Origin of the sequence: Faecalibacterium longum (assembly GCF_040094125.1) — a bacterium.
Taxonomy (GTDB): Bacteria; Bacillota; Clostridia; order Oscillospirales; family Ruminococcaceae; genus Faecalibacterium; species Faecalibacterium longum.
On the sequence record NZ_JBBNIH010000122.1, the window covers coordinates 1 to 12,587 of the forward strand.

The 12,587-nt window shown below is 60.2% G+C and carries 13 protein-coding genes and 3 tRNA genes; 9 read left to right on the plus strand and 7 right to left on the minus strand.

What is annotated here, in order from left to right; all coding sequences use genetic code 11:
• Window positions 1-30: 30 nt before the first annotated feature.
• From AAAU26_RS05340 to AAAU26_RS05350, 3 genes are all read right to left on the minus strand, one after another.
• Window positions 31-864: a CPBP family intramembrane glutamic endopeptidase gene (locus AAAU26_RS05340; protein WP_158395086.1), complete on the minus strand. Its 834-nt coding sequence runs from the start codon at window positions 862-864 to the stop codon at window positions 31-33.
• A gap of 424 nt (window positions 865-1,288) precedes the next feature.
• Window positions 1,289-1,361: transfer RNA gene (locus AAAU26_RS05345), tRNA-Pro, on the minus strand.
• A gap of 29 nt (window positions 1,362-1,390) precedes the next feature.
• A tRNA-Gln gene (locus AAAU26_RS05350) sits at window positions 1,391-1,464 on the minus strand.
• Between the two features lie 242 nt (window positions 1,465-1,706).
• Between AAAU26_RS05350 and AAAU26_RS05355 the strand changes: the two genes are divergently transcribed.
• Window positions 1,707-2,786, plus strand: coding sequence for a 6-phosphofructokinase (locus tag AAAU26_RS05355; protein WP_227619689.1), 1,080 nt, complete (start codon window positions 1,707-1,709; stop codon window positions 2,784-2,786).
• A 60-nt stretch (window positions 2,787-2,846) separates the two neighbouring features.
• On the opposite strand, the gene AAAU26_RS05360 is transcribed toward AAAU26_RS05355, so the two are convergent.
• Genes AAAU26_RS05360 through AAAU26_RS05370 form a run of 3 tightly spaced genes read right to left on the minus strand, consistent with a single transcriptional unit; the run spans window position 2,847 to window position 6,046 of the window.
• A complete protein-coding gene (locus AAAU26_RS05360) occupies window positions 2,847-3,629 on the minus strand; it encodes a TPM domain-containing protein (protein WP_227619690.1) in 783 nt (260 codons plus the stop codon).
• 17 nt (window positions 3,630-3,646) lie between these two features.
• On the minus strand, window positions 3,647-4,732 hold the full coding sequence (locus AAAU26_RS05365) for a hypothetical protein (RefSeq protein WP_227619691.1): 1,086 nt from the start codon (window positions 4,730-4,732) through the stop codon (window positions 3,647-3,649).
• Window positions 4,733-4,747: 15 nt separating this feature from the next.
• On the minus strand, window positions 4,748-6,046 hold the full coding sequence (locus AAAU26_RS05370) for an SPFH domain-containing protein (RefSeq protein ID WP_227619692.1): 1,299 nt from the start codon (window positions 6,044-6,046) through the stop codon (window positions 4,748-4,750).
• A gap of 665 nt (window positions 6,047-6,711) precedes the next feature.
• On the opposite strand from AAAU26_RS05370, the gene thiW reads away from it, so the two are divergent.
• The 6 genes from thiW (at window position 6,712) to AAAU26_RS05400 (ending at window position 11,556) form a co-directional block, all read left to right on the plus strand.
• Window positions 6,712-7,227, plus strand: a complete 516-nt coding sequence (gene thiW, locus AAAU26_RS05375) for an energy coupling factor transporter S component ThiW (RefSeq protein ID WP_158395090.1) — start codon at window positions 6,712-6,714, stop codon at window positions 7,225-7,227.
• 15 nt (window positions 7,228-7,242) lie between these two features.
• Window positions 7,243-8,064: a hydroxyethylthiazole kinase gene (thiM, locus tag AAAU26_RS05380; RefSeq protein WP_227619693.1), complete on the plus strand. Its 822-nt coding sequence runs from the start codon at window positions 7,243-7,245 to the stop codon at window positions 8,062-8,064.
• A complete protein-coding gene (thiE, locus tag AAAU26_RS05385) occupies window positions 8,051-8,686 on the plus strand; it encodes a thiamine phosphate synthase (RefSeq protein ID WP_227619694.1) in 636 nt (211 codons plus the stop codon). The genes thiM and thiE overlap by 14 nt, the downstream gene beginning before the upstream one ends.
• Window positions 8,687-8,840: 154 nt before the next feature.
• Entirely contained in the window at window positions 8,841-9,671 is an 831-nt protein-coding gene (gene thiD / locus AAAU26_RS05390; RefSeq protein WP_227619695.1) for a bifunctional hydroxymethylpyrimidine kinase/phosphomethylpyrimidine kinase, read from the plus strand.
• A 28-nt stretch (window positions 9,672-9,699) separates the two neighbouring features.
• Window positions 9,700-11,010, plus strand: a complete 1,311-nt coding sequence (gene thiC / locus AAAU26_RS05395; RefSeq protein ID WP_158395094.1) for a phosphomethylpyrimidine synthase ThiC — start codon at window positions 9,700-9,702, stop codon at window positions 11,008-11,010.
• A 225-nt stretch (window positions 11,011-11,235) separates the two neighbouring features.
• Window positions 11,236-11,556 carry a PBECR2 nuclease fold domain-containing protein gene (locus tag AAAU26_RS05400; RefSeq protein ID WP_227619696.1) on the plus strand — a complete coding sequence of 107 codons (321 nt, stop codon included), beginning with the start codon at window positions 11,236-11,238 and terminating at the stop codon, window positions 11,554-11,556.
• 236 nt (window positions 11,557-11,792) lie between these two features.
• Here AAAU26_RS05400 and AAAU26_RS05405 read toward each other — a convergent pair.
• Window positions 11,793-11,863: transfer RNA gene (locus AAAU26_RS05405), tRNA-Gln, on the minus strand.
• A 177-nt stretch (window positions 11,864-12,040) separates the two neighbouring features.
• Between AAAU26_RS05405 and AAAU26_RS05410 the strand changes: the two genes are divergently transcribed.
• Together AAAU26_RS05410 and AAAU26_RS05415 are read left to right on the plus strand one after the other, a co-directional pair.
• The gene (locus tag AAAU26_RS05410) at window positions 12,041-12,349 is read left to right on the plus strand and encodes a hypothetical protein (protein WP_207677002.1); all 309 of its coding nucleotides are present in this window, start codon (window positions 12,041-12,043) and stop codon (window positions 12,347-12,349) included.
• A gap of 18 nt (window positions 12,350-12,367) precedes the next feature.
• Window positions 12,368-12,541, plus strand: a complete 174-nt coding sequence (locus tag AAAU26_RS05415; protein ID WP_015565547.1) for a C2 domain-containing protein — start codon at window positions 12,368-12,370, stop codon at window positions 12,539-12,541.
• Window positions 12,542-12,587 lie beyond the last annotated feature (46 nt).

A 12,587-nucleotide genomic window follows, 5' to 3' on the forward strand; every position in this document is an offset into this window, starting at 1 on the left:
GCCGCGCACAGCTGTGCGCGGCCATTCCGTTTATTTCATATCACGTCCGAAGTAAAGCTCCACTTCACTGAGTTTCTTTTTCCGCAGCAGGAACGCCGTGGGGATGAGATAGACCGCGATAGACGTCAGCATGGTGATGTCATAGGTGCTGATGCTGTCAGCCACCGTCTGGGTGCCGTACAGGCCGCCAATGAGCATGGACGTGATGTCCATCGCGGCGTGGATGAACACCGTCACCCAGATGTTTCCGGTGCGGAAATATACCGCCGCCAGCAGCGTACCCAGCGAGGCCGCAAAGACGCACTGCATCAGAACGCCCAACGGCGCACTGCCGGTGAGGTTGGTCAGGTGGGCCGCACCGAAGTAGAGGCCCGACAGCAGGCAGGCTTTCCAGACGCCGGCCCGGCTGGTGCCGAAATGCTCCAGAAGCGTCTGGGCGATGACACCCCGGAACAGAAACTCTTCTGCCACACCGACGCTGGTCATGCCGATAAGGAACCACACGACATGCCACGCAGGCAGCATATCGCCCTCCGGCCTGCCAAACAGCAGAGTATTGTAGGCGTTGTAGCCGATGAGCGCGATGGGGTACAGGCCCACCAGCAGACCGTTGAAAAAGCCGCTGCCCCGGCGGCGGAGCAGGCCGCTCTTCCCGGTGCGCGCCAGAAAGAGCCACGCCACCAGCACGCCTACTGCCTCCTGCATGAAGGTCAGCATATAATCATCGACGGCATCAATGTCCCGCACGACGAACAAGATGAGCAGAAGCGACAGCAGCGATGCCACGAACAGCATCCCCAGAAACAGCACCTCGGCCACAAGGCAGTAGAGCATCGGGTGGGCGCTGCGCAGACGTTTGAGCATAGAAAGACCTCCTGTGTCGTAGTGGTACTATTTTAGCATATTTCAGAAGAAAGAGATAGGGATTTGTGTTAATAATAAAGCGGGACTCGGGTTGCGGCTCCCAGCGTCTGTTTCGGCCCTTGGGCGGGCCTCACATCCTGCTGGCCGCGGCCCCAGCCTCAGCTCCCTGTTTCTGCCGCTGGCAGCGGTCGCTTCGGCTGCAGAGATAGAAAAAGACCGGCACACGAATGTGAAGCGGCACATCCCGCGCCCGAATCGAAACGGCAGTCACCAACTGTTGACATTCCTGAAGATTGGAACCCGCGGGCTAAGCAACAGCCCACTGGGCTGATTGCTTGCTCTGCTGCGCAGAGCCGCCCTGTTCAAATCCCGCGCCCGACTAAATAAAAAAGCAAGTACACGAATGTGTACTTGCTTTTTTAAGTCGGAGCAGCGGGATTTGAACCCACGGCCTCCTCGTCCCGAACGAGGCGCGCTACCAACTGCGCTATGCCCCGAAAATACCGCAACCCAATGGGCTGCGGTCTGGTTGGGGATGAGAGAATCGAACTCCCACAAGTAGAGTCAGAGTCTACCGCACTACCACTATGCAAATCCCCACTATTCGGTTTCGTCCTCAGCACCGAAGCGCTGCTGACGAGGAATATTATACAGCCTCCGCCTCCATTTGTCAACCACTTTTTTGATTTTTCCGTCCATGTTTTTTCTGCTTTCTCCACCACCGCGTTTTCACGCCTTTTTTCGTCCCCGGCTCTTGACACCCGCCCCCTTTGGGAATACTCTTATAGTATCATTCACCTGCCCCCTCTGAGGGAGAACGGAAGAAACGAGGGTTGTTCGATATGAAAAAACGTGTTGGTATCCTGACCTCCGGCGGCGACTGTCCCGGCCTGAACGCCACCATCCGCGGCGTGGCCAAAGCCCTGTATGCACGGTTCGGCGAGAACGTCGAGATCGTGGGCATCCTGAACGGCTACCACGGCCTCATCACCGGCGAATACAAGGAGATGTGCGAGGACGATTTCCGCGGCATCCTGACGCTGGGCGGCACCATCCTCGGCACCAAGCGCACCCCCTTCAAGCTGATGCGCGTGGTGGAAGAGGACAAGATCGACAAGGTCGCGGCCATGAAAAAGACCTACAAGGACGCCAAGCTCGACTGCCTGCTCTGCCTCGGCGGCAACGGCACCCACAAGACGGCCAACCTCCTCTCCCAGGAGGGCCTGAACGTCATCGGCCTGCCCAAGACCATCGACAACGACATCTACGGCACCGACGTCACCTTCGGCTTCCACACCGCCGTGGACATCGCCACTGAGGTCATCGACCGCATCCACACCACCGCCGGCAGCCACAGCCGCGTCATGTGCATCGAGATCATGGGCAACAAGGCCGGCTGGCTGACCCTCTACTCCGGCATCGCCGGCGGAGCAGACATCATCCTGCTGCCCGAGCAGCCCTACGACATCGACCGTGTCTGCGACGCTGTGGAGCGCCGCGCCCGCAAAGGCTCCAACTTCTCCATCATCGCCGTGGCCGAGGGTGCCATCAACACCGAAGAGGCCAAGATGAAGCGGAAAGAGTGGATGGCAAAGCGCGCCGAAGCCGGTTACGGCGTCACCGCCACCAACCGCATCGCCGCCGCCGTCCAGAAAAAGACCGGCATGGAGACCCGCGTCTGCATCCCGGGCCACATGCAGCGCGGCGGCAGCCCCAGCGCTTACGACCGTGTACTGGCCACTGAGTTCGGCAGCTACGCCGCCAAACTGGTGGAAGTGGAGCGCTACGGCGTCACCGTCGCCATGGTCAACAACCGCGTCGTCGCCAACCGCCTCGAGGACATCGCCGGTAAGACCCGCAACGTCCCCGAGGGCTGTGAGCTGCTCACCGTCGCCCGCCGGATGGGCGTGAGCCTCGGCTGAGACTGTAAAAGCAAAAGCACCCCGCTGTGTCATGCAGCGAGGTGTTTTTGTTTTTATGTTTCAGAACGAGCCGCCCGACGAGCCTCCGAAGCCGTCGGAATCGACGGACGAACCGCCGGAGGAGTGAGACTCCTTCTGGGGCGGGTCATAGGTGCGCTCCCGGGTGGTGTGGGTGTAGCGGTCACGCTTGACCCGCAGGGTGAAGCCGGGCATGTACTCGTCGGCCTCCGTTTTCTGCCGGGCCGTCTTCATCTGGTGGTAGAGGATGAGGCAGATGAATGCCGAAATGCCGAGAGGGAAGATCATGGCAATGAGCAGGTCTTCCAGGCCGATGTCGTTATCCACATCGATGGGCTCGCCATAGTCGGCATAGTAGTCCAGTGCATCGTCGCACATATCGATGTAGGTATAGGCGGCATCTGCCCATTCCTCATCGGAGAGCTGCGGGACGATCTCGTCCTCCTGCTGCTCGATGCGGTAGTCGGTGAAAGCCGTGACGCCCTCGCCGTAGGTGATGGTGACGTACTTGCGGGAGCCGACTGCCAGCAGGAAGAGGATGCCGCTCTGTTCGTCGCCATAGCCGAGGCCGTTGGAGATATAATAATTTTTCGCGTAGTCGCGCTGGTCGGCATCGCCGATGTCGTCCACCACGAGGAAGTAGACATCCACGTCGTGGCCGTCGGAGGCGCTTTCGGCCTGCTCCTCAAGGTCGGCCAGCGTGTCGGCGTCAAAGACGCCGCACTCGTCCCGCACCAGCGGGGCCGCTGCCCCGGCCGGCAGGGTCAGAGCCATGCAGAGCAGGGCCGCAGCCAGAAGGGCAAACAGTTTTTTGCAGTATTTCATATTCCCGTCTCCCCCTCTCACAGCAGCATGATGAGAGCCGTCAGTATCATCAGCGGGATGCTGATGCCGGCAAACCATGCAGCTACCCTGCCCTTATCCACGGGCAGGTCACCGATGAGCTTGCCGGTCTGGCCGTTCATCGCAAAGAGGAAGTCCTGCTCCTTCCAGCGGGTGTGGAGCATCCAGACCGGCAGCAGGGCGTAGTGGGGTTCCAGCGTCCGCGGGTCGAGCTGCTCCGAGAGGGTCTGGACGCCGGTGTAGCCGCCCAGCGTATCGTGGAGGGCCGCAGCGGTGCTGTTCTTCATCCGGGTCAGAACGCGGGCAGCACACTTCTTGTCGTCCTCGTCGTACCGGTCCGCCAGAAAGCCGGGCAGGTAAGCCGTGGAGAAGGGCTTGAGGTCGCTGTAGTCGAAGGGCTCGATGGCGTCCATATGGGCGTCCGGCATCTTGCTGGAGCCGTCCACCGGCACCCGGACAAAGTCGGCGTCGCCCACGCGGGCCACATCGAAGTGCCTGGTGGTGGTGACAATGTAGTCGCCCTCACGGTGGCTCTCGCTGATCTCGGCCTTGTAAGCGCCCCGGGCCTCCATCCGGCCATCGTAGAGCCAGAACGGCACATACACGCCCTGGGTCTCCTCGATGTGGTTGGACTCTTTGAAAGCTTTGGGGAGGAAGGCTTTGCCTTTATAATACTTCTTCAGGTTCTCGATGGCGGTCTTTTTGTCCATCCGGAAGGGGATGATGTACTCCGGCTTGAGCTTACCGGAAAGCTGTCCGCCCAGCACGGTGGGGTTGCCGCAGTAGGGGCAGGTGGTGGCAGCTGTTTCGGGGCCGCAGACCAGCTCTGCGCCGCAGGAAGTGCAGGTGCGGCTGCTGAGATCTCCCGTCTCCATCTCCCCCCAGACAGGGCCGCTGGACGCTGCCTTTTCGGCGGCTTCGGCGGCCTTATCGGCCTGAGCCTGCTTCTCGCCGTAAAGAGCCTCGACCTGTGCTACATCGTAGGTGGAGCCGCAGTAATCACAGCAGAGCTTTCCGCTGGCGCTGTCGAACCGCAGCGGACCGGTACAGGCCGGGCATTGGTAATTCGTGGTGTTTTCTGCCATATCTCAGCTCCCCTTTCAGGCTCCGAAAGGCTTGCCGCATTCGGGGCAGAACTTGGGCGGGTTGGCCGGGTCGTCAGGGGTCCAGCCGCAGTTCGAACACTTGGCCGCCGGGCGGGGCTTACCGCATTCCGAGCAGAATTTGCCGGTATTGTGTGCGCCGCAGCTGCACACCCAGCCTGCTTCGGGGCGGGGCTTGCCGCAGGCGGTGCAGAACTTGCCGGTGTTGCCGGTCTGGCCGCAGGAGCAGCTCCAGCTGCCAGCCGCCGGGGCGGCTGCGGGGGCAGGAGCAGCGGCAGGCTGCTGCTGTGCGCCCATCTGGTAGAGGGCCTGGGCGTTGATGCCGCCGGCAGCAGCGGCCTGGTTCATGCCCATAAAGGCCATGGCCGGACCGGCGGAGGTATTGGAAGCCGCTGCCTGCATCGCCGAAGCCTGTGCGCCCACCATGTGGGCGGCGGCGCGGGTCGGGTCCATAAAGGCGGCGCTGCGCTGCAGCTCCTTGATCATCTGCTCGTCTTCTTCGCTGGCTTTGACGCCGGACACGCCGAGGGAGACGATCTCGATGCCGCGCAGCTTGCTCCACTTGCCGGACAGCTCCTGGTTCAGGGCCTCGGCCAGCTCGGTGGTATGACCGGGCAGAGCCGAGTAGCGGATGCCCATCTCGCTGATGCGGGCAAAGGCGGGCTGCAATGCGGTCATCATCTCGGTGCGCATCTGACCTTCCAGCGCGTCACGGGTGTACTCGTTTTCCACATTTCCGCAGACATTGGTGTAAAACAGGATGGGGTTGACGATGCGGTAGCTGTACTCGCCGAAGCAGCGGATGCTGACGTCGATGTCGATGCCGGCACGCTGGTCCACGACGCGGAACGGCACGGGGCTGGGGGTGCCGTACTTGTTGCCCATCAGCTCCTTGGTGTTGATGTAATAGATGCGCTGGTCGGTGGCAGCCTGACCGCCGAAGCTGAACCGCTTACCGATCTCAGCAAAGACTTCGTCGATGTTCTTGGCCAGACCCTCGCTCAGCAGAGAGGGCTGGGTGCCGGTGTTATAGGTGTACTCGCCGGCCTCGGCGCAGAGGTCCACCACCTTGCCCTGCTCCACGATGAGGGCGCACTGGCCCTCGGCCACCGCCACGATGGAACCGTCGGTGATGATGTTCTCGGCGCCGTGGCGGTTGGAAGAGCGCCCGGAGACTTTCTTCTGTCCCTTGACAGCCAGCACCTCCGCCGGGAGAGCACTGCAGTAAAAGTATTCTTTCCACTGGTCGCCCATCACGCCGGATGCTGCGCCCAATGCCGCTTTGACAAGACCCATAAGCCATATCTCCTTTATCTGCCCGTTTTTTGCAAATGCGGGCCTTTTTCAGTATACCACAAAACGCGCCGCGAAAAAAGAAAACCCTTGCATTTTATCCCCGATGGGTGTAGAATACTCCCGACAAACAAATACAGGGGAGCTTGTGAATGCAGGCTGAGAGGGAGTTCTCGAACTTCGACCCTTAGAAATTGTTTTCGGACAGTTTCTGCACCTGATGCGGATAATGCCGCCGTAGGAAGTCATAACACTGTTTATGGATTTTTACAGGAGACGCCGCAGAAGGCGTCTCCTTTTTTGTTTAGAAGCTGTTTTCGTAAGCGGGGTGCGCCGAATGGCGAGGATTTTTGCCCGCAGACAAGGCGGTTTCCCGCAGCAATCCTTGGTGGATTGCAAGGGGAAGCATCGCCGTATGCGAGCAAAAAGACCGCTCAGGCGGTGTGCAACGCTTAGAAAACGGCTTCTCGCGTCACAGGCTGAGGGGGAGCGCCCTGAGTCTGGGGTTTTGTATGCGATGGGAAGCCGTGTTCCGGCGTGAGAGGAGGCCAGTGAGCCTCGACCGCTTCTTCCGTTTCCGGCATCTCTGCGCGGGTGCCGGGTCTGTTCGTGTGCGGGAGCGGCGGTCTGCCCCTGCACTTATTTTTTATTGAAAAGGAGCACTCACTATGAAACACTATTCTGCCAAAAAGCTGGCCCTTGCCGGTATGTTCTGCGCTGTCGCTGTCGTAGGCAGCGTCTTCTCCTTCCCGGTCTTCGGCAGCAAATGCGCCCCTGTGCAGCACATGGTCAACATCCTCTGCGCTGTCCTGCTGGGGCCTTACTACGGCGTGGGCGTGGCTTTCGTTGCCTCCCTGCTGCGCAATCTGCTGGGTCTGGGCAGTCTGATGGCTTTCCCCGGCAGCATGTTCGGCGCACTGCTCTGCGGCATCGTCTTCCACAAGACCAATAAGCTGCTGCCCACCCTCGTGGGCGAGGTGTTCGGCACCTCCATCCTCGGCGGTCTGTGCGCCTACCCCGTTGCCATCCTGCTGATGGGCAAGAGCGCCGGTGACATCGCGTTCTACGCCTACATCGTCCCCTTCCTCGTCTCCACCGCCGGCGGTGCCATCATTGCAGGCGCACTGTTGGCCGCACTTTCCCGCGCAGGCGCACTCCGCGCCATGCAGGCCAGCCTGAGCTGATTCGAAGGAGAAACCATGTTTCGGAACATCTTTGCCAACGTCCGGGCCAAAAGCCCGCTTGTCCATAACATCACCAACTACGTCACCGTCAACGACTGTGCCAACATCGTCCTCGCCTGCGGGGCGTCCCCCATCATGGCGGATGATGCCGCCGAGGTCGAGGACATCACCTCGCTGTGTGCCGGGCTGAACCTCAACATCGGCACGTTGAACAGCCGCACCATCCCCTCCATGCTGCTGGCGGGACACACCGCCAACCGGCTGGGCCATCCTGTCGTGCTGGACCCCGTGGGCGCAGGCGCTTCCCATCTGCGCACCGAAACGGCACTGCGCCTCCTGCGGGAAGTGAAGTTCACAGTCATCCGGGGCAACATCTCCGAGATTCGGACGCTGGCGGCAGGCAGCGGTACCACAAAAGGCGTGGACGCCGACACCGCCGACAAAGTGACTGACGAGACGCTGGACAAGACCGTGGCATTCGCCAAAGCGTTTGCGGCCCGCACAGGGGCGGTCGTCGCCGTCACCGGTGCCATCGACATCGTGGCCGACGGAGAGCGGGCTTTCTGCATCCGCAACGGCCACCCCATGATGAGCGCCGTCACCGGCACTGGCTGTCAGCTTTCGGCCCTGACGGCGGCATTCTGTGCGGCCAACCCGGACAAGCCTCTGGAAGCCGCTGCTGCAGCGGTCTGCGCCATGGGCCTTGCGGGCGAAGCAGCTCACAGCCGCCTGTCCAGGCTGGACGGCAACGCCACCTACCGCAATTACATCATCGACGCGATCTTCAACATGACCCCCGAACAGCTCGAGGAAGGAGCACGCTATGAAATGCGATAAACACACCACGCTTCTCTACGCCGTCACAGACCGGGCGTGGACGGGCCGCGAGACCCTCCGCCAGCAGGTGGAAGACGCGCTGAAAGGCGGCGTCACCTGCGTCCAGCTGCGGGAAAAGGAGCTGGACGACGCGGCATTTTTGCAGGAAGCCATGGAGCTTTCCGCCCTCTGCCGCAGCTATGGCGTACCCTTCATCATCAACGATAACGTCGAGATCGCTATAAAATGCCATGCCGACGGCATCCATGTCGGGCAGGAAGATATGGCTGCCGCGGACGTCCGCGCCAAGGTCGGCCCTGACATGATCATCGGTGTGTCGGCCCATTCCGTCGAGGAAGCACAGCTGGCCGTGGCCCACGGCGCGGATTATCTGGGCGTCGGTGCGGCATTTTCCACCCACACCAAAACCGATGTGGATGTCCTGCCGGAGGGCAGACTGAAAGAGATCTGCGACTCCGTGGATGTGCCGGTCGTGGCCATCGGCGGCATCCATAAAGACAATATCCTCAAGCTCAAAGGCTCCGGCGCGGACGGCGTGGCTCTCGTGAGCGCTATTTTCAGCGCCGAGGACATTGAGGCTGAGTGCAAAGAGCTGAAGGCACTGACAGAAGTAATTGTATAACCTCTCCGTCAGCGCTGACGCGCTGCCACCTCTCCTATCGAGGAGAGGCCTTGGCATTGCGTAAAGCTCAATCTCTTCGCCAGAGGCTCCCCTCGGTAGGGGAGCTGTCGAGCGATAGCGAGACTGAGAGGTTTATTTAAGGAGATTTCAATTTATGAAAACTGCACTTACCATCGCGGGCAGCGATTCCAGCGGCGGCGCCGGCATTCAGGCCGACCTCAAAGCCATGACCATGAACGGCGTCTTCGCCATGAGCGCCATCACTGCCCTGACGGCCCAGAACACCACCGGCGTATCCGGCATCTTCGAGGTCAGCCCCGAATTTCTGGCCCAGCAGATAGACGCCGTCTTCACCGACATCCGCCCCTGCGCCGTCAAGATCGGCATGGTGTCCTCTGCCCCCCTCATTGAGACGATCGCCGCGCGTCTCCGCTTTTACAAGGCGGAACACATCGTCGTGGACCCCGTGATGGTAGCCACCTCCGGCTCTGATTTGATTGCATCGGATGCCGTGCGCACCCTGCGCCGGGAGCTGTTCCCTCTGGCCGAGGTCATCACGCCCAACCGGCACGAGGCCGAAGTGCTGTCCGGCCTGCACATCTCGGGCCGTGCCGACATGAGCGCCGCCGCCCGGGCCATCGCCGCCGACTGCGGCTGTGCCGTCCTGCTCAAGGGCGGCCACAGTGACACCGACGCCGACGATCTGCTCACCTTCCCGGATGGCACGGAGATCTGGTTTCCGGGTAAGCGTATCGCCAACCCCAACACCCACGGCACGGGCTGCACTCTGTCCAGTGCCATTGCGGCCAACCTTGCCAAAGGATTTGCACTGGAAGAAGCGATTGCCCGGGCCAAGGCTTACCTGACCGACGCGCTGAACGCGCAGCTCGATTTGGGCCGCGGCTCCGGCCCGCTGGACCACACTCTGGGCGGCGTCGGGGTCGAAAACTGGATGCACGGCGTCCCGGACGCTGTTCATAAATAAAGAGAGCGTATTTTCGGAGGATTTTCAAATGCAGACTTACACCACACAGATGGATGCCGCCCGCAAGGGCATCGTCACGCCCCAGATGGAAACGGTGGCCAAGAAGGAGTACCGCACCGTCGAAGAGATCCGTCAGCTGGTCGCTGAGGGCAAGGTCGCCATCCCGGCCAACAAGCACCACGAGTGCCTGAACCCCGAGGGCATCGGCTCCATGCTCCGCACCAAAATCAACGTCAACCTCGGCGTCTCCCGCGACTGCAAGGACTACAACATCGAGATGCAGAAGGTCATGAGCGCCGTCAACATGGGCGCAGAGGCCATCATGGACCTCTCGAGCCACGGTAATACCCAGCCCTTCCGTCAGAAGCTGACCCACGAATGCCCCGTCATGATCGGCACTGTGCCGGTGTACGACTCGGTCATCCACTACCAGCGCGACCTCGCCACCCTGACGGCACAGGACTTCATCGATGTGGTGCGTCTGCACGCAGAGGACGGCGTGGACTTCGTCACCCTCCACTGCGGCATCACCCGTAAGACCATCGAGCAGATCCGCAAGCATAAGCGGAAGATGAACATCGTCAGCCGCGGCGGCTCGCTGGTATTTGCATGGATGTGCATGACCGGCAACGAGAACCCCTTCTATGAGCACTTCGACGAGATTCTGGACATCTGCGAAGAGCACGACGTCACCATCTCTCTGGGCGATGCCTGCCGCCCCGGCTGCCTCGCCGACGCCACCGACGTCTGCCAGATCGAAGAGCTGGTTCGTCTGGGTGAGCTGACCAAGCGGGCCTGGGCGCACAACGTCCAGGTCATGGTGGAAGGCCCGGGCCATGTGCCTCTGAACCAGGTCGCCGCCAACATGGAGATCCAGAAGACCATCTGCATGGGCGCACCTTTCTACGTCCTCGGCCCCATCGTCACCGACATTGCCCCCGGCTATGACCACATCACTGCTGCCATCGGCGGCGCTGTCGCGGCCATGAGCGGCGCAGCCTTCCTGTGCTATGTCACCCCCGCCGAGCATCTGGCTCTGCCCAATGTGGACGACGTCAAGCAGGGCATCGTGGCTTCTAAGATTGCCGCCCACGCTGCCGACATCGCAAAGGGCATCCCCCACGCCCGGGACATCGACGACAAGATGGGCGACGCCCGCCGCGTCCTCGACTGGGATGCGCAGTTCGCCTGCGCCCTCGACCCCGAGACGGCAAAGGCCATCCGTGACGCCCGCCTGCCCGAGGACGACCACAGCGACACCTGCTCCATGTGCGGCAAGTTCTGCGCCGTCCGCAGCATGAACAAGGCTCTGGCCGGTGAGTACATCGACATCCTGTAAGCTGCTGTAAAACCGATATTTTCATCGCTTTTGCGATTTTTCTTCTCCATTGCCGCCCGGTACAAAAGCCGGGCGGCTTTTTGCGTCTCAGCGAGACAGTTTTTATGTACAAAATGAATCCGGCATGATATACTGGATTCATCAAACAAGAATGGTGTGGACACAGACGTGAATTTTATATGCAAAATCGACCGGGAACTTTACCGGGTCGTTGACCAAGACCTAGTGACCGATGATGTTATTATTACAGAACAGCAGATTCTCCACATTGAAGATGGTCATCCCGGTGATTATGACCGTCTCTCTTCCCATATTCCTCTTATCTTGCAAGAACCTGACTATATCCTGAGAGGAAACCGGCCGCATACTGCTCTTGTACTCAAAGAAATTGTCACGCCTGAACTTACCGCTGAAGTCGTCCTGCGGCTAAAAGTATCAGATGACCCTGAAGACTACAAAAATTCTATCATCACCATGTGGAATATCAGTCAAAAGCGTTTTCGGCGACTCTTACGTCAAAGCGACATTCTTTACAAAAAAGAATAACTGTGGTATGCTATACATAGGATAAGAAAAGCATTTGAGGTGGTCAATTTCGTGGCAGCCACACGCCGATGGTAACGACAAGGGCTTTCGCCCTGAGAGATGCAGGAGAACGCCACGCCTGCCAAATGCTTTTCGAGGGGGGACGGTTCCGATGCCGTCCCCCATTCCTGTTTTTGCACACAAAAAGACCTGCACGATTTGCTAAATCTCAGCTTTCGTGCAGGTCTTTTGTGCAGTTGCGCCAGCAGGAGTCGAACCTGCGATGGGGGAGTCAAAGTCCCCTGCCTTACCGCTTGGCGATGGCGCATCAGTAGAGAATAGTATAGCATATTTTTCAAAATTCCACAAGCCCGCCGGGCGGTTCCACCCAAATTTTCTGAGCCGGGCAGGCAAATCCCGTCCTTGTCGGGGTCTCACCGATATGATATACTTGCACTGTAAAAGTTTTTCTGTTCAGCGCACAGCGCAGAAAGGAGCGTGGCTTATGTTACACCATCTTGTCATCGGCGTTATCTTCCTCGTCTGGGGCATTGCAGACGTCCTCCGCGTCCAGCTGCCCGGCGTGCTGGCGCGGCGGCTGGAATCGTCCAGCGAAGAGGCCCGCCGCCTCTGGCAGAGGCTTCTGGGTGTGCTGGAGCTCATCGTGGGCGGCGGGCAGCTGCTGTTCTACTTTTTCTCCGACAATCAGACCGTCACCAGCATCATCCTCGCGGTGATGATACTCGCCGCCGTCTGCATCCTCGGGCCGTACTACCACTGGCGGAAGCAGGAAAAAGAGAACACACAGGAATGAATCACGGGAGGAAACAGTATGGGGCCTTGGTATTACGAAGTCGTGAGCTTTGACGGCGATTACGTCAACCTGCGCCGCACCGACATCGAGAGCGACGAGCTGAACCCGGTGGCACTGGCGCTCCTGCCGCCGGAAATCGACGTGGGCAGCAAGCTCAAGTGCGAATATTTCCAGTACGAGATCATCGGCTGACAAAACGAAACGCCGCCCGTTCGGGCGGCGCGTCTGCATTTACCGA